This window comes from Pseudomonas sp. MDT2-39-1 (assembly GCF_054898085.1).
In genome coordinates this window covers 1-22,342 of sequence record NZ_CM142716.1, presented here as the reverse complement: position 1 = coordinate 22,342, position 22,342 = coordinate 1, and the positions used below count along the sequence as shown (strand labels likewise).

Here is a 22,342-nt window from a genome sequence, read left to right as displayed (position 1 = left end):
GTGACGGCAATCCTTGGCTGTAGGGGCGTTTCTGCTGCGCACGATCTGACGCAGATAACACGAGCATCGCGAGATCAACTGTGGATCAGGTTCTTCGTCAGCCCAATACCAAAGCGAAGCGTTCTAGAGCTGCTTTGTTTTGACGGTGAGCAGCTCGTCGCGTGTGGGTTTTGCTTCCGGCACCGCGCAACGGTTATCGACACATCGACGGCGGCCATCCGGGTGAGGTAACCACGCCAAATGGGGACGGCATTTGCTCGAACGTGAAACCAAGTGCTTTGGCGTCGAACTCAGGACTGTCTATGTCAACAAACAGCAGTCGGCTCTCTGCGGCGTGTCGGCGCAGGATCCTGATTTCACGCGCACACAATGGACAGTTGCCGTCAAAGTACAACGTCAGTGGCCAATGCTCTTTGTTGTACATTGATTATCGTCTTGTATAAGTTTTGTATAAGATAGGCCCAAAAAAACGACCTGACAATCACGGTCATTCCTTTACCGTGAAATGAACCACTCACGGCAGGCAGCGTTCAAAGTCAGCGGATACGTCCCTGATGCAATGCTCATTGGTCATTTGCCACTCATGCGCAAAAATCTCTGGTACATCGTGCTTCCTTCCTCCCGATTGTCTGATGGGCTGGTACCTGTTCGGTTACTGGGTCAGCGTTTTGTTGCCTTCCGTGACAGTCAGGGAAGCACATCTGCTTTCTGATATTTGCGTTCATCGGGGTGGCTCCCTCTCTGCCGGCAACCAAGTGGGCGACAGCGTGAATTGCCCCTATCAGGGTTGGCTTTTTGGAGCGGATGGCATCTGCACTCACATTCCGGCACGGCCGCACCTGCGCATTCCGGCGAAGGCTCGGATCGACGCGTATCTGAAATTGGAGCGCTATGGCTGGATCTGGCATTTTTTGGGTGACCTACTGGCGCCAGAACGGCCAGCTCTACCGACGCTTGACTGGATCGTCGATTCAGCTGAAAGCGTGGTGTCCGGTCATTTCGATTGGGAGGTAAGTTGGAATCGTGTGATTAAAAACGGCCTCGATTTTGCGCATGCATCGTTTGTACATGGCTCCACATTCGGCAATCGGGATCACCCCGAAATCGACGTCGTTCGACGTAACAACTGATCTTTGGAGCGGCCATGCACAAATGATCATGCGGCGCCCTACACACAGGCTTGCTAAGACGCAAATCTTCCAGCGAGTTTGTAAGCGAGCCACTGTTCCGGGGTTTCATCTGTCCGGCCCGTGTACGACGCTGGGGCTCGAGTTGCCGAATGGCTGGAGAGTCTACATCGTCTCGGCGCACGTCCCAATTTACGCTAACCGCACACGAGCCTGTCCGGTTCCATTAGACCACTACAGACCTCGCGCTTTGTCTCCGCTGAAGGGAGGCCTGTAAACATCTTAAACTCGCCGCAGGGCAGGGAACCTTGGACGACCAGGCAAAGCACAGCTGGCGGGGTTTTCCTATTAATTTTGGTTTCAAGAATCTGTTCATTGCATTGGAACGCTTTAAAAACCTGCTCACGAAGAACTGAAGGCTGGAAGGCTGGAAGGCTGGAAGGCTGGAAGACTGGAAGACTGGAAGACTGGAAGGCTTGTAGGGTGCGGTCGACTTGGTGAATGCAGGCACTGAGCTTGATCTCAAGGATGCGAAGCTCCTCATATGCAGTCGCCTGCTTGCCCGAAAAGGTATGGGGCAATGACCTAATTCTACCAAGCGACTCATTACGCTGCCCCCAGCTTCGGATCGCCATCAATATCTCGGCCAAGCGGAGCTTTTGGGCCTACAGTCTTGAGTGTCGCTCACTGCAAGGAATACAAATGAACGTGTCGCCTTCAACCTCTCTGCCAAAGCACGTCAGCCTGCTGGGTTATGGCGGTCTGTTGCCGTTTATTTTTCTGGCGCTGCTGATCCCGTTCTCTCTCGACTATCGACCGTTGTTTGCGATTGCGCTTGTTAACTATGGCGCAGTCATCCTGAGCTTCGTCGGCGCCTTACACTGGGGCTTCGCCATGACCGTGCAAGACATGAGCGCCGAGCAGGGCAGCGACCGGTTCATCTGGAGTGTCATTCCTGCGCTTATTGCTTGGATTGCCACGTTACTGCCAATGCCACTGGGTTGCTTGCTGTTGGTCGTCGGCTTAGTTGTCCACCTCCGGCAGGACAGGCAGCTGTTGCGGGTTACGAGCTTGCCCGCCTGGTACCTGCCGATGCGATTACGGCTTACCCTCGTGGCGAGCGTCTGCTTGCTGCTTGCCGCGATTGTTGAGGCGCTTCATTCATGAAGCCTCGTGTGCCCGGCTCGTTGCCCGTGCCTGGCAGCCGCTTATCGCGGTTGATGCGTTTTGGCAGTTTGGCCTCGGGCGTCGCGGGCGGCATGCTAGCCGAAGGCGCTCGGCAGTGGGTTCAGGGCAAACGTCCGGCGCTCAGCGAACTGCTGTTGACCTCGGGTAATGTGCATCGGGTGGTCGAGCAACTGTCGCAACTGCGTGGCGCCGCCATGAAGGTTGGGCAGTTGTTATCGATGGATGCAGGTGATTTGTTGCCGCGCGAGTTCAGCGAAATCCTTTCTCGTCTGCGTTGCGACGCTCATTCTATGCCCATGAGCCAGTTGGTGGCAGTCCTCAACGAAAGCTGGGGCAAGGGCTGGGAAGGGCGCTTCGAACGGTTTTCCTTCACGCCATTGGCGGCAGCGTCCATCGGCCAGGTTCATGTTGCGAAAGGAAAGGACGGCCAACGTCTGGCGATCAAGGTGCAATACCCTGGCGTGCGCGAGAGTATTTCGAACGATGTGGATAACGTTGCTACCTTGTTGCGCATGTCCGGGATGCTGCCTAAGGGCATGGACGTCGCCCCATTGCTCCAAGAGGCCAAGCGTCAGCTGCAGGATGAAGCGGACTACATGAAAGAAACCGAGCACTTACGGCGCTTTGATCAACTGTTGGCCGACAGTCCTGACTTTCTGGTTCCTCGTGCGTATGCCCAGTTCAGCACGCCGAATATTTTGGTGATGTCCTTCGTTGACGGAGTAGCGGTGGAGTCACTAGAGCACGCGCCCCAGGCAGAGCGCGACCGGATCATCATGTTGCTATTCGGCCTGTTTCTGCGCGAGGTGTTCGAGTTCCAGTGTGTGCAGACCGACCCTAACTTTGCCAATTACCGTTATCAGCAAGACTCCGGCCGGATGGTGTTGTTGGACTTCGGCGCCACGCGACTTTATGACCGCAACACTACCGAGGCTTATCGCCGCTTGCTGATTGCAGGCCTGCATGAAGACCGTGCCGCCATCACCAATGCCGCGCTGGACGTCGGCTACTTTCAGCCTGAAACGCTGCCCAAACACCGAGCGGTGCTCATTGATCTCATTACACAGGCCTGCGAACCACTGAGGCATCAAGGTGCCTATGACTTTGCGACGTCTGACCTGGCCGTACGCCTACGTGATACCGGTTGGGAACTAGGTGCCGACCGCGACTTCTGGCACACGCCACCTGTGGATGTACTGTTTCTGCATCGCAAGGTGGGAGGTTTGTACCTGTTGGCCGCGAAGCTGAAGGCGCGGGTGAATGTCCGGAGGCTGTTCGAGCCTTACGTGATTTAAGCGCTTTATGGACGATAAATGCTCGCCTTGGGTACCGCTACCGCTTAACCAGGCCTTTACATAATTCTCGGCCCGCAAGTACCTGATCTCTGATTCAATTGGCGATTTGCTGGGCTGCGGAGCTATAGCTACATCGGCTATCGCTCATTCGGGCTTAAGCCCGGCTCGACCCAAAGTCTTCACATGCCCTGGTCGAGTCACTCCACATATGGCCCACCGTGACGCATTGCAGCTGCCTCATTTCTCCGGGGCGTTACTAAGCCGTCCGCTATCCCAGGCTTCAGTCAGCTCGTCTATGCGATCCGCAATCTGAGGCGTTTTCGATAGGACTAGACAGCGCGTGTTGCCGACAAATTCTTCTATCAGATACACAGAGTCGCCGACATCCAGCTCCAGCTCCTGCAGCGCTTCGTCCGGAATTCGAATCGCACCGTCACCATCCCATTCTTCGATGATGATTTTCATAGGTGGCTTTCTCACGTGTGGTCTCCATTGTCTCTGCGTCGGCAATGGTAACGTGCTTTCGCGTGTAGGCTTAGAGCGCAGCGAGCAAACGTTCGAGCTATTCACGCTCCCAGGCACTCAATAGGTCAACAGGTTCAGCTCCGTCGCGCTGCCGGCGTTCAAGTGTCCCGACTCTGCCATCTGGCGACCTGCCGTACTCGCAGTAGTCCAAGGTGTCACAGTCATTGAAGAGTGTGAGTCGCCAGCCATCAATTTACACGGGCATAAGGCCGTGATAGGTCTCACTCCAGGACTGGATGGAGGCTCGCATCATGATGCGAGTGCCGAGCGCTACGTCCTCCAGCACCTGGCAGATCTCGCGGGCGAGGAGCGGGGAGGCTGTGTTCAAATCATTTAGCGCTCGAGTCATCGTTTGCCCATAGCTAAGCTGTGAGGTGATGTGACATTAACGAGAAGGTCGCTCCTTCGGGCCTACGAGGCCCGGCTAGCCTTCCAAGAGACTACTCACTCAGGCGTCATGAGCACAGCTAACGTCATGTTGATGAACTCTTCGTTCTCGCTGATTGTGTCCAAAGCGCCACGAACATTCCCAGCGACCTCCGCTGATCCGCGCTGCTCGACCCACAGCGTCAGCTCCATGATCGCGGCCTCAAGGGCGAGCTGGTTTTGATTGATCTTGAATAGCAGGGAAGGGAGCAGGTCTGAATTTGGCATCGCGATTCCTCCGTGGAAGAGGAGAGCGTAGCAGGGGAAAATCTGAAGATAGGAAGACTTGAATCAAAGTGACTGCAATGCCAATGGAGTTGCGCGCTGCGTAAGACTATCGATCAGAAGCACCTCGCAAAATGGCGTTGCGACGACTGCACGCTCGACCTCAGAAACGAGCAATTGCCATTCGGTTGGCACGTACAAGTTATTCAGATGGCACTGAACGACTAGCGACGTATTTTCTGGGTACGGAATGTCCATTTTTTTTCTGATAGCAGAAACGACAAAAAGAGCGAATCCAAGCACATGCTCGGAGTTGGTGAAAACCACTGATTCTGACGTTAGAGGTGTTCCTCTCTTTGCATCGACTCCTTCGGGCGCAAACGTAGTTTCTCCTTGGTTTAAGAGCTTCCATGTCCAATGCTCGTTTGGGTGCATTGCGCTAGTGGTTTCGAGAAAGGCATTTTGCTCGTAGTACCCGAGATTTATATAGTCCCCGGACTGGACTAGCTCAGCATCGTAGGACTGGCTTCCGCTGATCCAGCGAACGGAAATGTAGCGTCCGGGCCTGTAGTAGGTCTGGATATAGCGGCAGATTGGAAAAACTTCATCCAAGAGAAGCTTTTCGACCTTGGCCGTCCTCAGTCGTAGGCGCTCAATTCCACCAGGTTCCGTTCTCAGCGCCTCGAACAATGCATAGGCTTTGGCACAAAACTCCAAGCCATCAAGGAGCTGACCATCCAACTCACCAATCAGATCTCCCACTTGGCAGCGCTCCCTATAGCAATATCAGTTGCACTGGCTCAGTAGGTGCAATGCGGTGCAGCACCACGCACTTCCAAGTGCCTCGGATGTTGAGCATTCAATGTCGAGCAAACAGTGTCTGCCTCTGTCCTAGCTTTGAACACGCCATGCTTGCTGGCTGAACCGCCCTCTACGAGATCAACAACTCGATATCGCTTGCTGCCATCGTTCAGTGTGGTGGTTTCAATCACTCTGAATCTTGCGTGCATAGTTGCTTTCCGTGCATGACATTAGTGTCCTACAAGTACCGACAAAACAAGACGATTTCAAGAATGGGGCGGGTTTCAGATGAGACAATTTATGACAGTGCAACGCGCTCATCTATGCGGGGGAGCGGCTGAGCCGTAGGTGGCGTGTAGAGGCATTTTCCAAATGTCGCTGCTTCGGGCCTCATGGCCCGGCTCGACGCAGTATCTGCCAGGTTGCATCTTGGCGATCAGAGGTACCAACTCTAATACAGATCCGGAAGGAGCTCTCTTACAAACCAGTCTGGTAAGGCAACCTCAAGTGTGAGGAGGTCAGATGGCGAGCTCACGACGACACCGACGTCAATCAACCCGTTGAGCTGATCGTTTGCGATGTCAGGCTGAAGTCCGGTAAAGGTCACGAACTCAGAACGAGGAAGCGCGCCTTGGATCAGCAGCGCTATAAAAGCTGGTGCAATTTCTGCTCTGATTCCGGCCTCTGTTAAGCGAGAGTTTGTGTGGAACGTATGCGTAACAGATTCACGAAGTTTGGAACGACTCAGGGCTGCAGTCATGTAGTCCACCTCCTCATGGCAGACATCAAGCATGAACTCAATGAAGCCGAGAAGGGCTTTGTCAGATCGCTGTACACCACCAGCAAGCTGAACATCTCGAGTACTCTCAGTCGTGTCCAGGGCAGCGTGATACTCCTCTCGCCTACGGGCCAAGCCGCAAGAAAGTGACCAGAGTTGCGGATGTAACTGGAGCTGAGCCAAATGCTGGTGAGCGATCATTCTCGCCACAACCCCATTCCCAGCTGGAGTTTGTAGAAGGCGATAGTGGTGGGCTAGCGCCGCTACGATACGTCGGCGAAGCTCTGGTACCTTCTCCAGCGTGGACTGCTGGTTCGCTGAGTTCAGTGCATTCTTCAGAGCTTCTGGCTCTGTGTGGTAGCCGTCGATTATCCTTGAATAATGGGCGTCAGAGTCCATTAAAAGGCTGCTCAAGCACGCTGCGGTTTCAGGTGCGACCATGCCGGCCAGGAAGGCTGACTTCTTTACAAGCAAGTCTGCGCTCACCAGCATTGATGGAGGAATCGAGTCGGGGAGGGCAGGGTTTGAGACATTCATGGCGCTGACACTATCCGTGCTTGAGGCGCTTGTCATGCAACAAGTGTAGATTTCGGAACGAGCGAAGCGGTGCATAGCATTTTGTGGAAGTCACGAAAGCTCACAGGCTAGGAGGAACTCACTATCTATCGAATCACGTCTTCTTGGGGCTGACAGATCCTGCGCAGCGGGCAATGGAGATGTCGCTGGTTCGGGCCACCTGGCCCGGCTTGGTGGTAGGTTTTTCAGATGGAGGTGAAAGTGCTGTCATCGATCAAGGAATACCAACCAGGGCCCCAGATCCCACCGAGCATTTGGATGACCATCGGGCTGCCGTCACGCGACACCAGGCTTCATAACCTAGTTCGCGAAGGACTGCCTTTCGAATACCTCGAGCGGATAGCGAGCGCTCTGCAGGTGCAGCGAGGGGGTATCTCCAAAGCTATTTGCATTTCACCAACAACGTTGGCTCGTAGGGCGAAAGCAGGACGGTTTAACGCCATAGAAAGCGACCGCCTCGTTGCATTGGTAGCTGTTTTTGAGGACGCACTCTGCCTCTTCGAAAACGATAAGACCGCAGCAACGGAATGGATGAGCTCACCGGTTCGAGGACTCGGATCGAGGTGTCCACTCGACATGCTGGGGACGAGAGTGGAGACGAACGCTGTCTTCGATATTATCTGCCGGCTGGAGAAGGGCGTTCTTGTGTGAGATCCGTCAGGCGGACTAATTGATCCTCTGGCAAATGATACTCACGAATACACCCCATCAGGTTCTTAACGCATCTCTGTGCGCCGCGAGGTGCTGCATCTCGGCTGTCCATAGTCGTAAAAAACGGCGCCAATCTGTCGCATAACAGCCTTGCCGCAATCGAGTAGACCCAGTGCTCGCTTCTTCGAAACGCGTCTTCCACGGTTCTGGTATGTGCTCGTCAAGCACGACGACGAAGTGGGATCCGCTGACTCCCTCGATCTCGGTTTCTGGAACAGATTCTCGTAGCTCCTCAACCAACATGGCGACTGCATCACCAATGGGGTCATCACGATCTTGGCGATCAATTTCATCAAGAACAGCGAGGTACGGTTTCGCTTGCTCAGATCCAGGCTGCAGCCTTTCCAAATCCCACAGAGCGTAGCGCCGTTTGCGTTCGCGCTGCCAAAGACGATTCGCGTCAGTCATTTTTATTGTCCGCTGTTCCAGGTATCAGTGAGTTTGTCTATTCGATCCGCGATTTGAAGAGTTTTTGAGAGAACAAGACAGCAGGTGTTGTCGAAAAATTCTTCTATCAGCTTTCTCACTTGTAGGTCTCCATTGCTTTGAGTTGGCAATAGTAACGTGCTTTTGCGTAACTGCTCAGAGCGCGGCGAGCGAACATTCGAGCTGTTCACGCTCCTATGCATTCAATAGGTCGACAGTATTAGCTCCGTCACGTTGTCGGAGTTCAAGTGTCCGACTCGGCCATCAGGCGACCTGCAGTACTCGCAGTAGTCGAAGGTGATACCGTCATTGAAGAGCGGGAGTTGCCAGCCTTCGATCTCCATGGGCATGAACTCGCCTAACCACGATCGCGTAAGCCTAGGCGCTTGATCGAGTGGGCACGTTCCTGGTCGTGAGAATGGTAATACGTGTTTTGGGTAGTGCTGAGATTGCTATGCCGCAGATCGACCTGCAGGTCTTTGGCGTTCCGCAAGGGCGCGTCGAAGGTCGCAGAGGTATGACGCAGCCAGTGCAAAGAAGCGACCTTCAAGCTTTCCATCTCGTGAACCGCACGACCCTCGATTCGCATACTTTCAAAAGCTTTGTCGAAGACAACTTGGAGGAGGGCGCGTACCTGTCGATCTGACAGACCAGAACGTCCTCTGAGGGTCTTGATCAAAGGTGTGGTTTCGCCGATCTCAGGAAGTTCGGGCAGCCCCAAGAATCGACGATATCGCTTCAAATATAGATTGATATATTCATCCCTGACGGCAACCTTTCCGACCTTGTTCCCTTTGCCAACGGTGTGATACCACCAGTTGCCCTCAGGATCCTGGCGGAAGTCACCCATAGAGGGCTTCCAGTTTTGTCGCCCGACAACATCAGACACGCGTAGATACATGGAAAACAATGTTGAAAGTATAAACAGTGTTCGCTCATGCCTAGCAGGTTCGGAAACAGCCAGCTTTTCAGCCGTTTCAAGCACGTAGTTCCATTGTAGCGGCGTCAATGCACGCGTAACGCCTTCATCTTGAATATCATCGCTATAACGGCCAGACTTTTTGATCATTCGGAAAGGATTTGCCGCTGAATAACCATCCTCAACCATAAATTCAAAGAAGCGACTGCAAATCGAGAAAACTTGATTTATCGTGCCGTTAGCTGCGCTATATAGACTCTCGCTTATTCCTTGCTCTTGATGGTCAGAACCAATACGTGGCTTCGAGGATTTAATGTTGAATGGGCGCCAGTTAGGATTAGGGATAACAGGATCTCCGAGCCCAGTCAGCGGATTATTATTTTTCAAGAAACGACTACGCGTCACAGGCCCAATCCAGTCTCGAGGTGGATTACGACAAAAATTCAAATAATCCTGGGCGTCCTGGCGCTTAAGTTGATTCAGCGGCTTCTCGTTAATCAACAATGACCACAGCAGCAACCGCTCAATATTGATGCGATACGAGCTGAAGGTCTGAGCATTGTCAGAAAAGGCCCGCAGGAACGAGCGCACGGCTAGGTAGCCGCGCGGAGCCTCTAGCGCCGCGGAAAATGTGGCAAGGTAGGCTTTAACACACGGGGTGAGGGCCTCACTATAACTGAAGTCCTGATCAAGGAAGGACTCGTACGTATCAAACAAGGGCTTCGGCGAGCGAGACATTCATGACTACCATAGACGTTAGTTAGTGCTATTGAGAAACTTCCAGTTATAGCAGTAATCGGAAGTAATAGGCCTATTTTTCATAATCGGCCTCTCTTCTCATGAAACTGGGATTTAAGAAGGCCCGATGGTATCGCGCTCATTTCTATCGCGCAACTGTAGATCCTGGCTGCGCCGAACATCTGAACTTATCTCAATGTTTCGTTAAATGTCTCTACAAATCTCCCGTTTATTTTACAGACATCCGTCCGGACGCCTTTTAAGAAAGGAGGCACCTGCGAATACATCCTTTTAAGTCTCGTGATTTCGTTACTTGCTGTAGTCACGGTAAAATATCGTGAAAACGTCACACCCTCGCTAATGACTGGAATTACTGGGTGGCGGGTAGTCAGGGGTGTAAATCCACTGGTGAAATCTCACGATTTTGTGTCCGGAAAGTCAGATCCGCAGCACCACATGGGGTCTAGTGCAGAGCAGTTCTCAGCCCATTTTTTCCAAAAAGTATTTTGGGGTAGATCTACTAGGCCAAGTCAGGCTTGATCTTCGGCACCCTAGCGCTGGTATGGCGCAAAACTCTTCCTACGCCATCAGAGCGGTCGGAGCCTAGATTTATCTCGTCAAATCTTCACAAAAAACACTGCAGGCTATGTCTCGCGATTTCGTTAAACATATCTAACCCATTGTATCTATTGGTTTTTATCTCGGTTATGCAAGCAGGGTTAAGCGAAGCTGTCTCACGATTAATTGATAAACTCTAAGCTAACAACAAAAATGATGAAATCTGCTGAAGCCCTCGTAAATATAGACTTACAGGCAAAATCTAGGATACATGGCAGTCTCATGATTACGTAGCAATCGATGGTGAGGCCAGCACTACATTTTTCGTAATATCTATGTAAATCAATTGGTTAATGGTTTATCTAAGAAAAATCTCGTCATTTCGCGATTGCCTCACCACCGTTGAATTGATGGGGCCGAATCCAGTTGTACCTGGAAACATGCACAAGCATAGGAAGTTCCGCACAGACACATCGTTTAACATAATATACATTATGCGAAGCGTCCTATAGAGGTCTGGGGGGCTCTGGTGGTCAGATTTGAAGGCAGGCACTGCCTCTTACGCATCACCTGGTCCAGCTTGCTGCTTGGCGATGTAACTCACAATGAATGCATCCTGCGATCCGCGCTCTTTGTGATATCCAACCACGTTGGCCAGCGTCCACCGCAGCATCCTCATCAGAATCGGGTCAGAAAATTTTGCGCTGGTGGACTCGTATGGATACCGGCTGTTGGTGAACACGCGTCGGTATTTCTCAAAGCAATCTTCTTGGCTGTCCAGTGCCAGGCTGCACCGGATCTGTTCAGGAACGGCATGAAACAACGTCAGCAAATCATGCCCATCAAGACGTTTGTTACGATCGGTTTTCCCCGAGTCCTGAAGGCGTTTGTGAGCCGCCTTGATGGCATCCTTATCAAGGTCGTAGGTTTCACCAGTGGTTCCCTGGTGCTGGTCAGGAATCGAAATAAAGCTCTTTAGCAGGATCTCCATACCGATCGCTGCATTGACTTGCGCTACGTGCGGTAGATGTTGCGCATCCAGCAGCTCCGCTGCTTTTAGGTAGCTGTGCGCGCTTTCCAGCATCCAGCCTGGGAAATGATTCATTGATGTTTTTTCCCTTATTGGCAGATGCTGATTTTCTCACCTTGAGCGATATCGTCCATTTTTGGAAGATAGCGTTCAAGGATGAGCTACCCCTAGCTCATCTGATGAGCTACCCTACTCTTTTGATGCTATATAGTTATAACTACACTAAATGCTTGTTTATTTTAGTTATATGCTAAAGCTTTCCTGAATCCTTCGATGGCCACCCTTCAAGCTCACGTCCAACAGCCGGCGCATTCAACCACGCGGCTTCTTCTGCCTTTGCGACGTTTTCCAAAGCCTGCTGATAAACCTGCGGATCTGGATCATTGCGGGCTAGCTCCAGGTACTCACGAATGACGTTTTCGTTGTCCAGGTGCATAGCTGGATCGAACGGTTTAAGCGGCTTTTTGCTGGTCATTGGCGTCGGCCTATTGGGGTTGTCTACTTCTTAAGTCCTGTACCTGGGCCACGTCAATAGCAGGAATCAACGTCGGTGTGATGAAAAGAATCAGCTCGGATGTACCGCTCGATTTCGTGCTGTAACGGAAAATCCGACCCAAGTAAGGAATCGAAGCCAGTCCCGGCACTCGGTGCTCTTGGACGTGCTCGGTATTTGAATAAACCCCACCCAGAGCAATCGTTGAACCTAAACGAACGCGAACCTTAGAAGTCAGCGACGCTGTTTTGATCGGCGGAACACCATTGATGGCATTGGAAAAATCAGGCTCATCCTTGGCTAATTTTACGTCCAGTAAGACGCCGGTTTCATCAATCGAAGGTGTTACATCAAGGGAAAGCGCGGCCTCTTTAAAGGACACAGAGGTTGCTCCATCACCGGCGGCTTGCTGGTAAGGAACCTCAGACCCTTTAACGATGCGAGCTTGCTGCCTGTCAGAGGCAAATACTCGAGGACGTGAGATAACTTTTCCGTAACCACCCTTCTCCATCGCTGCCAACTCCAAATCCAGAATCAGCGCGCTTGAAACAAAACCAATACCTGCATTAGAAATCTGGCTACCCATATCAACAAAATTGGTTGAGCCAGTTGCTGTGAAATTACCAGGGCGAGCGGTTCCCGACCAATTAACACCAAGCTCCTGAGAGAAAGACCGATCCACCTCAACGATGCGAGCTTCGATCATCACCTGGGCACGAGGAAAATCAACAGCACTGAGATATAGACCAAGCTCTTCAAGCCTCTCCGCGGACATACGAGCCACGACAATAGAGGATGCATCATTTGACGTGAGGGATTCTTGTTTTCCTGACTCAGAGAGTACCGGAAAGCCCTTAATGGCTTCTGAGGCAAGTATGTGCCTGACTTTAAAAATAGAGTTTTTATATTCAGGCACTACAGATTCTTCAGCGCTTTGGAAGTAATCGGCACCGTGCGACACATACAGAACACCACTATCAATGTGGTAGTTGAGGCTCTTTGTTTTGGCGACGTACTCTAATGCGTCCTGCCAAGAAACCCCTTTCATCCGCATGGTAACAGTGCCGGTAATATCATCGGCACTCACCAGATTCAACCCAGCAAAATCAGCGATGAGCTGTAGGGCTGCACTGGTATTGATTGCGTCAAAATCAAACGTCATTTTGTTGTCCGTTTCCGCAAATGCAGACAGGGAAAAGGACAGCGAAATAAACATAACAAAGGCACGAAAATATTGCATATAGATACCGTCAATAAATTAAGGAGACTTAGCCGGATGGACTGCTTGCGCTACGCTGAGCAGTTCCACCGCCAAAGCCTCCTATGATTGGAGGCATGACTAGGCTGGAACTTTGAGATGTCCAGGTTGTTATTCGCTCACCTTCAATGTCACAGTAAACCTCATTGAAATCAGAAAAATAACGACACTCCGAGAATGCGACATACCGAGTGCGTCCAGCCTTGTCTACTAAGATGGCGGTTGAAGGGTCAGTTTTAGCTTGAGGGTCAGGGACATACATGTGAACAAATCCGCTGAGCCTCCATGTTTGTGAATATTGTATTGGCGGAGGAACCGGAATTTTATTTGGGATCGCCTTTTTCGCAACCTTGTCAACTTGTGGCAGTGGTAACGGCGGAGGTGCTTGAGTGGTTTTAAAGAACGTCTTCAATCCAAGAATACCGACAACAAGACATATCACGACAAGTGCAATCAATGACCAAAGACCATACGACCTAAGAAATGATCCACTCTTATCTGCCACAGATTCATCACCAACTTCTCCGGTAGCAGATAGTGTGGCTGAACGGTAATAGCCTTGAATCTTACTGCTGAATACACCCGGGATTTGCCGGATGATTTTACTGCGCGGCGGCTTATCGCCTGTTACAACACCCGTGTAAGCATCTACGCGGTAAACTTTTTTAGAGATTTTTACCACTCTAAACGTTGTTTCAATCAGCGTTCTAGCCCAGCTCGCAATTTGTGAAAGGTCTTGCGTAACCATCACAATGCGCATTGAGTTGTTGTTCGCGTCTACCCTGTGCCGGTGCTCAGCTAGCAAAGATTTATCATAAGGATTTGCGGTATTGGCTTTCTCACCACATGGCCAACGCCTCCAGCACTCATCGAGAATAAGAACGCAGCCGCTAGTCACGTACTCGGATAGATCATCTATCTCAAACCAATCCTCTGGAAGCTGTTTAATGGTGCCGCCAAAATCAGCCAGCAAGTCATCCGAGTTAAGAGGGATATTAGTTACTACATGTCTACCCTGCTTTAAAGATGGGATAACGACACGTTCAACAACACCGTAGCTTTTGCCATGACCCGGTTTGCCTACATAAGCATGAATGGCCATTAGCCCACCACTGGAAGGCGACGAATAAAGAAGCGCACGCCATAGGCAGACATAATCAGACCTAGGCCGAATTGAATCTCAAACATATTCATAAAGTACCAGACAGAATCCGGTATAGAGTCGAAGGCATGAGCGGCCCCCTCAACTTGTTCTGCGACACCTAGCGTATCAAGTAAAGCGATGAAGGCGGACCAAATCCAACCCAAGACTAGAAATACAGTGTCGATGGCAAATTGTGCCAATTGCTCAAAGATACCTTTTAGCCATGTAGCAAAACTAGAGAGCATTCCAATTCCTCAAGCAGACAATACAATGCGTGCAGCGAACAGCATCCACACGGCTATAAAAACCATCCTTAAGATGGGCGCGATCATTGCAAACAAGTCACAGTGCGAATCGAAAACTATATTCTGGCCGAATAGAAATACAGAGCCGGTCGGACAAGCCGCACTAGAGTGACTACTTCCGCTAAAGGCTTTGTTGAGGGATTCAAAAGTCCTACTGGAGTCGATATCACTTTTAAAATCAGAGAACTGCTTCTTAACTTCTGCGCCTCGCTGGTCATTCTTACCATTGAGGTCTAAATCACCTGGTGATTTGAAGCTTTCCTCGGTACCGCCATCGGAACCATTGCCGTCAGGACCACCTGACGACCCATCTCCACCGGTAGATCCTCCAGGGCTTGTACCACCGCCTGTGTTACCGCCAGATCCTGTTTCTCCACCGGTGCCGCCTGTTCCTCCACTTCCAGAGCCAGTGCCGCTACCTGTGCCCGAGCCATCGCCGGAGCCGCTACCAGAGCCACTTCCGGAGCCATCACCAGTGCCCGTGCCTGAGTCGTCACCAGTGCCGTTACCGGTTCCTGAACCATCTCCTTCACCACCCTCCTCTCCACCTGGATCAGGCGTTTGCGGGGGTACCTCTTTACCATCGAGGGGGTCGCCTTCATCTCCCTCTTCAAGTGCGGGGTCTGATTCGCAAGATTGCTTTTTGCCATTTGAATCAAGCTCAGCTTTGTACTCAAAGTTGCAAAATCCTTCGTTTGTCTTTCCTGTTACCAAGTAGCAGTCCACGGATTTTGGCGAGTTGTACTTGCAGTTATTGGTGCAGATATTATCGCCGGGGTTTCTGGATAATACGTATTTCTTTGCGCCCGAGACTATAACGCTGCCGAGACTTCCTTTTAGTTCTGCGGTGTCATTGCAAACTACTTCTTCAACCTGCTGCTTGTTGATGAGGATCGGTAAAGGCTGCTTCAGGAAAATAGACGACTTGCCCTCCTTATCTAGCTTGTAGAACACAAGCTGTGCGATGCACTGCCGATACATATCCATTCCGGCGTAGACCTCACAAGCGCCGAAGGTGTATGTGATATCAGAGTAGTCTTTCATTTGCTGGGCAATATAGGCTTTGATCACTACATCAGCTGCAGCTTGAGCGCTGGAATAGATGTAGTTTGAGTTTGAGCACCATCCTTGGGCTACATAATTTTCACAGCTGTATTTGTCCGCATCAGCAGCCTTGCTGAAAGTTGAAAAACACACAATAGCGACTAAGTAGGCACACACAACAAGCTTGAAAATAATTTCCCGCATGTTACCAACCCCAGAAGACGGCATATGCGCAGGATGCACCTATTATAAAAAAGGAAAATGTATATAACTGATCCATGAGGGCTGCCCATATGAAAAAGGGCTCAATGAAGAGCCCTTTGTGTCTGTGGTTTTTGTTCTTAGCGCAGGAAGGCCAGAACGATTTTTGCACCTTTGATACCGGCATAAACAGCAGCCAACAAAGCGGCGACAGCAAGAACACCGACACCGATTTGCGAGAAGTCGATACCAGAGGTCAGTTTGGTGTAATCCCAAGCTACAGCACCTTCGGCTGCGAAAGCATTTGCCGAGACAACCGAAGTGAGTGCTACAACAGCGAGAACTTTATTGCTTGCCTTTTTGAACATGATGAAACCTCAACTTTGTTTGATGAAACTTAAAAATGCGCGAATGCCCATTGCCATAACCATGAAGGTTGCAATCAAGGTGAATCCGGCACCGAATGCTTGCCCTAAGACGATGGGGTCAAGCTGGGATGGATCAAAAGGAGGCTGAACTTGAACAGTCTCCCAAGATCCCGAACACTGAGGGTAACCACCCTCAGTTCTTAGCTCGCCAGTGCAGCGAACAAAATCGGACATTTGGTTTACCGCTATGAAGCCTTGGATGGAGTGATTTCAAAGTTCTGCGGTTTGCCATCGCCGGAGAGGTAGAAATCAAAACCCGCATTACCGGCTTTAGATGCCCATGCAGCTACGAAAACAGGAACAGATACGGCCTTGCCTTTATATTGGTTCCAGACGTTGTTGAGTCCCAGCTCCATGTTTTTCTTGGAGAGTTTCACTTTGAGCGTCTTTACTTCCGGAAGGCCATACTGGTTGACGTCCTGAACCTCAAGCAGAATGAGGTTCTCGGTGAAAGTGTTTTGGCCGACAGTACGGTTGTCAGTATGAAAACCGTGGCACAGGCCGGTTAGAGTCAACATGGTTTACCTCACAGGATTATATTTTGGGCGAGTGCCCGGTTCACGATATGCCCAGCCAGGAATTTGGGCGTTTGGATCTCGACGAAAACTACGCAGAGCAAGGCGTCCTTTATTTCTCTGGACGACTTCGGCGCATGAAAACGAAAGGAAGTGGCGCATGATCGAATTGATCAAGGCGTTCGACTCGGCGGTGACGCCGAGCTGATCGATCACTTCAAGTTCAACAGTGCTACGCAGGATTAGATACTTTGACCGTTCCATCATGCTGCCTCGACAGTAGGTTCTACGTACCAGCCCGGGCGCTGGCCATTGAAGTCGACCTGCACAAATCGAAGAATCGGGACAACGTTATTTTGCTGGTCCGACACTTTGAGTTTCTGCAAAGCGGCCTTTGAAATTCCACATTCACAGATGTCTCTGATGTGGTTGTAAAAACTGGCCCGATTCATCGACGCCTGGGTTTCTTCCCAGCCGTAATCTTTCAAACTACGGTACGTACGGAAAAGGCTACGAGCGTATGCGTCAGAGGTTTTACCAGGGACAAAGATTGGCGGAACCAAGATTCCAGCAACCATTTTTTCCTTGGTGTAACGGCCTTTGCCTTGTTTAGTGTGTTTTTCAAGAAGTGCGGCCAGCACTTTTTCATCGTTAATAACTCGCATCTGGATTCCCTCAAAGGCCGCAAAAAGGTCTTTAGTCACTTGCTCCCAACACCACTGAATAAAACAAATGCCCTGCTCTGACAGCGCTTGCTGATGACGAATCAGGTCATTAAGTAAATTTGAAATTCCGCGACGGTTGAACCATCGCTTTGCAACTGTTACTTCAAGACGAAGCAGGTTTTCTGACCACGCCTGTAGGTCTGGATTGCTGAGGACTTTTACAGTCCTTGCAGCGGACAAATCGCCGCGACCGGCTTTCTTTGCGTCCTCCAACTGCTTCATGAACTCGGGATGTTTGAGGTAAATCTTCAACCGTCTCAAGCGAGAGTCTTTGGCGCCGAAATAAGCCGTTGTCTCGTAGTCGTCTCCCCTACCCTTCATTTGGCCGTTGGAAACGCCACGAATGGCCTGAATTGCTTGGCGCGCTGTGCGCTCATCGGGCAATCGACTGGAGTAAGTGCAATCGATGTCGTAGACCTCACAGCTGTCTACCGCGAGCATTTCAAAAAGTTTGGGGTACGTGCCTGCAAGCCACTTGAGCATTGTCAGAGCGCCCTTCTCAATGCAAGTCGGGCCAAAAACGTTGTGCCCTTGCATCAGCTTTGCGGGAGAAGCTTTCAGTTCAACACCCGGCATCAGACGTTTCCCCATGCTTTCGTGGAAAACTTTCATGGCCATCGGGGTGAAACCAGTCCCCAAAGATTCCCAAGCATGGCGCAGGTAATCGGCGTGTTTGTTGCCCTCCTCGTCGACGGTGATTTGAGCTTGAAGAGGAATGCCTAAAGACTCGATATCGACCAGGTGCACAGGATCAACTCGACCATCAACACCCAGTAAGGTGATGTGCTCAAGCTTGAACGGCACAAAGAGGTGGATTCGATCTAGCACTTGTATACACGCAACAAATCACAATTCAGGCAATCGTATGCGAGTGACAAGTAACGTGTCAATACGCAACTTGTATACACGCAACTGTTGAGCAAGAATCAGCGCTTACGTGATTGGCACCGGCATACAGGAAACGCGATGAGCACCGTCAGAATCGATCAGGAACGCTGGGAGCGGCTGGAGAAGAAGGAAGTAGAATTCACCCTGAAACGCAAGAAACTGACCAAAAAGTCAGAGATCATTAACATCTTGTTGGACAGGGTTTTGGACAAGGTAAAAATGAATGCCGATGGAGAAATCTACATCGAGCAGGATGATGGGAAGCCACCAGTAAAAGTCTAACCGTTAGACAAGAGTCCACCATTAGAGATAGTGGACCCTGCTGCGCAGGGAGTGCCCGTTCTCTCCCCTCCTTCGCCTCGATCTGAGCTGGTTATCCAGCTTTTTTCGCGTCCGCGAAAATGGGGTTTTTAACGCAGTTTCAATGCGTTAACCTCGCGGAACCCCAAGCTAAGCGGCTGTTCAAGCCGCTGAAAGCCCCTCTAAGGAAGTAACAATGGCATCAGATAAAAAGCAGGCCAAACGGGCTAAGCGCGCCAAAGCGAAAGCCAAGCAGGCACGGGCAGTTCGTAATAACACGCCTCAAGGATTGTCTGATGAAATGCTAGATGACATCGCAGAAGGATTGGTCGCCATACTCTGGCGGTTGGCAGAAGCAGAGGCCATTAGCCAGGTCGAAATGCTCACCACCCTGATCATTGAAACGGGCATGTCTAAAGCAAAAACGTTGGACGACGAAATCGATAATCAGATCGTCATTCTCACGACGTACGGAAGGAAGATCGTGGGGCGACCAGAAAATTGGATGGAAGACGCTGGATTCCTAGATGCCTATGCAGAAGCTGCACGTAAGCTCGGCCGGGAAGAGCTAATCGAAGCTTGGCATGACGCTCACGACTTTTAATAGCTAGTCGCTAGAGAATCGGACCTACCGGGACCTGTCCAAATGCGGCGCTGCCCGTCATGGATCCGCGGAGGCTTCGCAGTAGGTTACGTGCATAAAAGCTTGGTTAAACAATGCGCGAAGTGCCTTCCTCGTGACCTGGTAAAACTAGTCCGCGAATAAACCCTCAGTGACTTAACGATCGCTGGGGGTTTTTCTTTGCCTGAATACCGGCCGGCGTTGCCGGGTATCGGCGCGGAAAGAGCTCCTTTTCACTGTGAAAAACCATGGCGCCTAATGCCCTTCGGGCAGTCGAGGAACGCCTGATTCACAGTGCTCAGCTTGAAGGATGTTTTTTCGCGTACGCGAAAATGGCTGGTTTTCACGCTGAAAAAGCATAGGCCGATGTCCCTGCCAGCTCAAAAGAATTACTCCCTAAAATGTACATTTAGGGGAGTAATCAACGCGGCCGAAGGTGATTTTCGCGTACGCGAAAACGATGGCCTCCACGGTGAAAACCATCCTCAGGCTCAGGCGGGAAGTTTCCGATTCGGAAACTTATGCGGAGACTCAGCCGGAATCCTTCCCTGATTGATCACAACCGAGGCCAAGCGAAAGTTTTCGCGGGCGCGAAAATACTGGTTACCAGGTGAAGTTTCCGATTCGGAAACTCTCGCCGAAGACCTAGCCGGAATCCTTCCCTGATTGGTAGTCACCGAGGCCGGACGAAAAGTTTCGCGGACGCGAAACTGCGGGGTTACAGGGCCAGTTTCCGATTCGGAAACTTACGCCGAGGGGGTTAGCCGGAATCCTTCCCTGATTGGTCGTAGCCAAGGCAAGGCGAAAAGTTTCGCGGGCGCGAAACTGCGAGGTATCAGAGAGAGTTTCCGATTCGGAAAGTCATGATGAAAGGCATAGCCGGAATCCTTCCCTGATGGGCAAAAAGCCAGCAGGTTTTTCGCGGACGCGAAAAAGCTGTGACAGAATCCCAGGTGTTCAATGAAGAACACTTACTCATGAGTCAAAGGAGTCATTGATGTCGAAGAAATTTATCACCACCTGGTTCTACAGCCCGGTCGATTCAGAAGAAAAAGCGGCGGGTCTTTTCGGAAACAAAATCAAAAAGGTTTACGACCCTCGATCTGTAAACTTTGACCTTTTCGCGCAAACCTTGGAGGAAACCTACAACAGCTTCGATGACCAGGGCTATGACGTGGTGAACGTTATCCCGGTCGCAATGGGGACCTCGGAGCATTGCAAGCAGAGCAATGGCAACTATGTCGGCGATGTAGGTTTTTCCCTTACCCGAGGGGCGGTTGTTGTAGGAAAACGCAGGGACTAAGGTTCAGGCTTCCGCAAATTTCCGATAACGATCAGTTATCGGAAATCGCTACGGAAATCCTAAGCTGTCGAGCCAGTAGGACTTAATGCTCTGCAGTCAGGCGTCTTTGAAGCTGGGCAGACCATTGGAAAGGCAGTAGCTTTTGATTGTTTGTACTACGCCGTCCGGCGAGTCATCTAGGCCATCTTCTGGGTAGAACAGCAAGTCGCTACCCGCAGGGTGCGGCACGACCTTGTTGAAGTGTTCCACCAACTCCCCGCGATCCTCTTCCGTTCCAGCATCGTCAATAGCGTCAATCAGGGCTTTGAACTCCTGCTCTGTGTAGTCGGCAAGATCACTCTTAAATTCCATTACTCACCTCATCTATGTATGTCGATATGACGTCTTGGCGTAACAGCTCGCAGATTGTCGGCATCGTACACAGCACCACCGTCTTTGATTAATTCTACGTGGTGCAACTCGAATGCGATTCGCTTTCCTGCATGCTCACTTTTCGGTGCTGCGGGAGCCAAGCCTTTCGCCATGCCGGACAGGTTGCGTGAGCTGAACTGCTGACTTAACTCAGAGTCATTAGCTACCGCAATCCAAAATGCCTTCCTGAACGCATCAAAACTACTGAAATTTTTGCCACGGAGCTGATCGGCAATACGAGTCGGAATCGGTGCACCAAGCCCAGCCCCTGCACCGGCTAACCAGATCCCCGAAACGTCCTGCCCCTGCCCTGTCACTGTCCCCGGATCGAGGCGCACGTTCATCACGATGTAGAGCGGTTTTATGCCCGAGCCAGCCGGAAAAATGAGGATAAAATCCTTGTAATCAGGAGGATGAATCGGGTTAACGATCATCGTGTCAGCTTGTTCTGTCGGTGGGTAAATCCAGATCTGCGGGGCTTGCGGAGCAGCCTCAAGCGCGGGAATTCCTAGCGTGTCTGAGGGATTGGCGGCAGGTGTCCAAATCAGGGTGACACCATCACCAAAATCAGCCACCTGCTGTTCGCCCTGGGCAATGAATTGCACGACAGGAATCATCTCCCAATCGCGGCGCTTCTGAGTGTTGTAACCGTAACCTTTCAGAGTGCCATCGGCTTGTTGCTCGATATGCAACCGAACACGTGTGCGGCCTTCCTTGAGCGACTTAAGCTGTTCGTCGGTGTACAGACTGCTATCACCGAGGCTTGATGGCCAGAGCAGTGCAACCACACCGGCCAAGGCACCGGCAGCAACACCTGCCGTGACTACACCTGCTCCAGTCCCCGCACCGGTTGCAGCAGTCCCTGTACCCGCAGCAACGGCCGCTCCAGCGGTGCAAAGACCGCCACAGGATGCACCGGCAGAGGCAAGAGCCGACCCGCCCAGTAAGAGGGTTCCCAGTGCAGTAGGTAAGGCATTACCGCTGATTTTCTTAAGCTGGATGTTGCCCAAGGCATCCGTTTGACGACCGCCGAGCAAGGCAAACTCGCCATACTCTTTGACCGCATCGGTGGGAATGGCCCCAGATGGACTGACGTAATTAATGGAGCCATCAGGCAGCTTGCAAGGTTTGGTAAACGAACACCCGGCAGGTTCCGGCTTTTCCAGAGAGGCGGGCTTTGGAGGCGGCATGTATTCGCGAGTTTGAGCTACTGGAGCATCCGGCGCGCGTTTGGGTGGACCATTCTTTAATGCCGGTCGTAAGACGTTCGGCGCTGGCCCGGGGCCTTGATTACTTGCCATAAGACATCCTTGTTTCGTATACAAAAAAGCCTCCATACAAGGAGGCCAAAAAGCAAAGCAGTAGTATTCCAGTCAGCCCAA

The 22,342-nt window shown here is 51.3% G+C and carries 26 protein-coding genes and 3 pseudogenes; 7 read left to right on the top strand and 22 right to left on the bottom strand.

Features of this window, described 5'->3' with window-relative positions; translation table 11 throughout:
- Positions 1–123 precede the first annotated feature (123 nt).
- A pseudogene (locus ACYZTM_RS00145) lies at positions 124–424 on the bottom strand (thiol-disulfide oxidoreductase DCC family protein).
- Positions 425–632: 208 nt separating this feature from the next.
- Here ACYZTM_RS00145 and ACYZTM_RS00140 point away from each other — a divergent pair.
- From ACYZTM_RS00140 to ACYZTM_RS00130, 3 genes are all read left to right on the top strand, one after another.
- A complete protein-coding gene (locus ACYZTM_RS00140; protein ID WP_461986259.1) occupies positions 633–1,130 on the top strand; it encodes a Rieske 2Fe-2S domain-containing protein in 498 nt (165 codons plus the stop codon).
- A 699-nt stretch (positions 1,131–1,829) separates the two neighbouring features.
- The gene (locus ACYZTM_RS00135) at positions 1,830–2,294 is read left to right on the top strand and encodes a DUF3429 domain-containing protein (RefSeq protein ID WP_461986257.1); all 465 of its coding nucleotides are present in this window, start codon (positions 1,830–1,832) and stop codon (positions 2,292–2,294) included.
- The gene (locus ACYZTM_RS00130; protein WP_461986255.1) at positions 2,291–3,610 is read left to right on the top strand and encodes an ABC1 kinase family protein; all 1,320 of its coding nucleotides are present in this window, start codon (positions 2,291–2,293) and stop codon (positions 3,608–3,610) included. The genes ACYZTM_RS00135 and ACYZTM_RS00130 overlap by 4 nt, the downstream gene beginning before the upstream one ends.
- Before the next feature lie 237 nt (positions 3,611–3,847).
- Here ACYZTM_RS00130 and ACYZTM_RS00125 read toward each other — a convergent pair whose 3' ends face one another.
- From ACYZTM_RS00125 to ACYZTM_RS00105, 5 genes and pseudogenes are all read right to left on the bottom strand, one after another.
- On the bottom strand, positions 3,848–4,075 hold the full coding sequence (locus ACYZTM_RS00125) for an AbrB/MazE/SpoVT family DNA-binding domain-containing protein (protein WP_461986253.1): 228 nt from the start codon (positions 4,073–4,075) through the stop codon (positions 3,848–3,850).
- A 97-nt stretch (positions 4,076–4,172) separates the two neighbouring features.
- Positions 4,173–4,484: pseudogene (locus tag ACYZTM_RS00120) on the bottom strand (DUF7693 family protein).
- Between the two features lie 95 nt (positions 4,485–4,579).
- Positions 4,580–4,789 carry a hypothetical protein gene (locus tag ACYZTM_RS00115; RefSeq protein ID WP_461986251.1) on the bottom strand — a complete coding sequence of 70 codons (210 nt, stop codon included), beginning with the start codon at positions 4,787–4,789 and terminating at the stop codon, positions 4,580–4,582.
- A gap of 63 nt (positions 4,790–4,852) precedes the next feature.
- Positions 4,853–5,548, bottom strand: a complete 696-nt coding sequence (locus tag ACYZTM_RS00110; protein WP_461986249.1) for a hypothetical protein — start codon at positions 5,546–5,548, stop codon at positions 4,853–4,855.
- A gap of 490 nt (positions 5,549–6,038) precedes the next feature.
- The gene (locus ACYZTM_RS00105) at positions 6,039–6,902 is read right to left on the bottom strand and encodes a Fic family protein (RefSeq protein ID WP_461986247.1); all 864 of its coding nucleotides are present in this window, start codon (positions 6,900–6,902) and stop codon (positions 6,039–6,041) included.
- A gap of 228 nt (positions 6,903–7,130) precedes the next feature.
- Between ACYZTM_RS00105 and parS the strand changes: the two genes are divergently transcribed.
- Complete coding sequence (parS, locus tag ACYZTM_RS00100; RefSeq protein WP_461986245.1) at positions 7,131–7,592, top strand: type II RES/Xre toxin-antitoxin system antitoxin; 462 nt, start codon at positions 7,131–7,133, stop codon at positions 7,590–7,592.
- A gap of 57 nt (positions 7,593–7,649) precedes the next feature.
- On the opposite strand, the gene ACYZTM_RS00095 is transcribed toward parS, so the two are convergent.
- The 14 genes and pseudogenes from ACYZTM_RS00095 to ACYZTM_RS00030 all read right to left on the bottom strand — a co-directional run bounded on the left by ACYZTM_RS00095 (position 7,650) and on the right by ACYZTM_RS00030 (position 18,264).
- Complete coding sequence (locus ACYZTM_RS00095; protein ID WP_461986243.1) at positions 7,650–8,060, bottom strand: hypothetical protein; 411 nt, start codon at positions 8,058–8,060, stop codon at positions 7,650–7,652.
- Between the two features lie 2 nt (positions 8,061–8,062).
- A pseudogene (locus ACYZTM_RS00090) lies at positions 8,063–8,170 on the bottom strand (AbrB/MazE/SpoVT family DNA-binding domain-containing protein); the annotation flags it as partial.
- A 111-nt stretch (positions 8,171–8,281) separates the two neighbouring features.
- Positions 8,282–8,422, bottom strand: coding sequence for a DUF7693 family protein (locus tag ACYZTM_RS00085; protein WP_461989258.1), 141 nt, complete (start codon positions 8,420–8,422; stop codon positions 8,282–8,284).
- Positions 8,423–8,436: 14 nt separating this feature from the next.
- Complete coding sequence (locus ACYZTM_RS00080) at positions 8,437–9,735, bottom strand: tyrosine-type recombinase/integrase (RefSeq protein ID WP_461986241.1); 1,299 nt, start codon at positions 9,733–9,735, stop codon at positions 8,437–8,439.
- Between the two features lie 1,117 nt (positions 9,736–10,852).
- A complete protein-coding gene (locus tag ACYZTM_RS00075) occupies positions 10,853–11,398 on the bottom strand; it encodes a hypothetical protein (protein WP_461986239.1) in 546 nt (181 codons plus the stop codon).
- A 175-nt stretch (positions 11,399–11,573) separates the two neighbouring features.
- The gene (locus tag ACYZTM_RS00070; protein ID WP_461986237.1) at positions 11,574–11,798 is read right to left on the bottom strand and encodes a hypothetical protein; all 225 of its coding nucleotides are present in this window, start codon (positions 11,796–11,798) and stop codon (positions 11,574–11,576) included.
- A gap of 10 nt (positions 11,799–11,808) precedes the next feature.
- Positions 11,809–13,056: a type IV pilus secretin PilQ gene (locus ACYZTM_RS00065; RefSeq protein ID WP_461986235.1), complete on the bottom strand. Its 1,248-nt coding sequence runs from the start codon at positions 13,054–13,056 to the stop codon at positions 11,809–11,811.
- Positions 13,057–13,084: 28 nt separating this feature from the next.
- On the bottom strand, positions 13,085–14,176 hold the full coding sequence (locus ACYZTM_RS00060; RefSeq protein WP_461986233.1) for a zonular occludens toxin domain-containing protein: 1,092 nt from the start codon (positions 14,174–14,176) through the stop codon (positions 13,085–13,087).
- Complete coding sequence (locus tag ACYZTM_RS00055) at positions 14,176–14,463, bottom strand: DUF2523 family protein (RefSeq protein WP_461986231.1); 288 nt, start codon at positions 14,461–14,463, stop codon at positions 14,176–14,178. The genes ACYZTM_RS00060 and ACYZTM_RS00055 overlap by 1 nt, the downstream gene beginning before the upstream one ends.
- A gap of 9 nt (positions 14,464–14,472) precedes the next feature.
- The gene (locus ACYZTM_RS00050) at positions 14,473–15,771 is read right to left on the bottom strand and encodes a hypothetical protein (protein ID WP_461986229.1); all 1,299 of its coding nucleotides are present in this window, start codon (positions 15,769–15,771) and stop codon (positions 14,473–14,475) included.
- A 137-nt stretch (positions 15,772–15,908) separates the two neighbouring features.
- The gene (locus tag ACYZTM_RS00045) at positions 15,909–16,136 is read right to left on the bottom strand and encodes a hypothetical protein (protein ID WP_458556019.1); all 228 of its coding nucleotides are present in this window, start codon (positions 16,134–16,136) and stop codon (positions 15,909–15,911) included.
- A gap of 9 nt (positions 16,137–16,145) precedes the next feature.
- A complete protein-coding gene (locus tag ACYZTM_RS00040) occupies positions 16,146–16,370 on the bottom strand; it encodes a hypothetical protein (protein WP_458556020.1) in 225 nt (74 codons plus the stop codon).
- An 11-nt stretch (positions 16,371–16,381) separates the two neighbouring features.
- Complete coding sequence (locus tag ACYZTM_RS00035) at positions 16,382–16,714, bottom strand: DNA-binding protein (RefSeq protein ID WP_458556021.1); 333 nt, start codon at positions 16,712–16,714, stop codon at positions 16,382–16,384.
- Between the two features lie 260 nt (positions 16,715–16,974).
- The gene (locus ACYZTM_RS00030) at positions 16,975–18,264 is read right to left on the bottom strand and encodes a phage/plasmid replication protein, II/X family (RefSeq protein ID WP_458556022.1); all 1,290 of its coding nucleotides are present in this window, start codon (positions 18,262–18,264) and stop codon (positions 16,975–16,977) included.
- A 138-nt stretch (positions 18,265–18,402) separates the two neighbouring features.
- On the opposite strand from ACYZTM_RS00030, the gene ACYZTM_RS00025 reads away from it, so the two are divergent.
- The 3 genes from ACYZTM_RS00025 (at position 18,403) to ACYZTM_RS00015 (ending at position 20,549) form a co-directional block, all read left to right on the top strand.
- Positions 18,403–18,606, top strand: a complete 204-nt coding sequence (locus tag ACYZTM_RS00025; protein WP_080520536.1) for a hypothetical protein — start codon at positions 18,403–18,405, stop codon at positions 18,604–18,606.
- 214 nt (positions 18,607–18,820) lie between these two features.
- Positions 18,821–19,228, top strand: coding sequence for a hypothetical protein (locus tag ACYZTM_RS00020; protein WP_458556023.1), 408 nt, complete (start codon positions 18,821–18,823; stop codon positions 19,226–19,228).
- Between the two features lie 1,015 nt (positions 19,229–20,243).
- Positions 20,244–20,549 (top strand): hypothetical protein, encoded by a 306-nt coding sequence (locus ACYZTM_RS00015; protein WP_282378387.1) that lies wholly within the window; start codon positions 20,244–20,246, stop codon positions 20,547–20,549.
- Between the two features lie 96 nt (positions 20,550–20,645).
- On the opposite strand, the gene ACYZTM_RS00010 is transcribed toward ACYZTM_RS00015, so the two are convergent.
- Positions 20,646–20,900, bottom strand: a complete 255-nt coding sequence (locus ACYZTM_RS00010; protein WP_461986225.1) for a bacteriocin immunity protein — start codon at positions 20,898–20,900, stop codon at positions 20,646–20,648.
- An 8-nt stretch (positions 20,901–20,908) separates the two neighbouring features.
- On the bottom strand, positions 20,909–22,150 hold the full coding sequence (locus ACYZTM_RS00005; RefSeq protein ID WP_461989256.1) for an S-type pyocin domain-containing protein: 1,242 nt from the start codon (positions 22,148–22,150) through the stop codon (positions 20,909–20,911).
- Positions 22,151–22,342 lie beyond the last annotated feature (192 nt).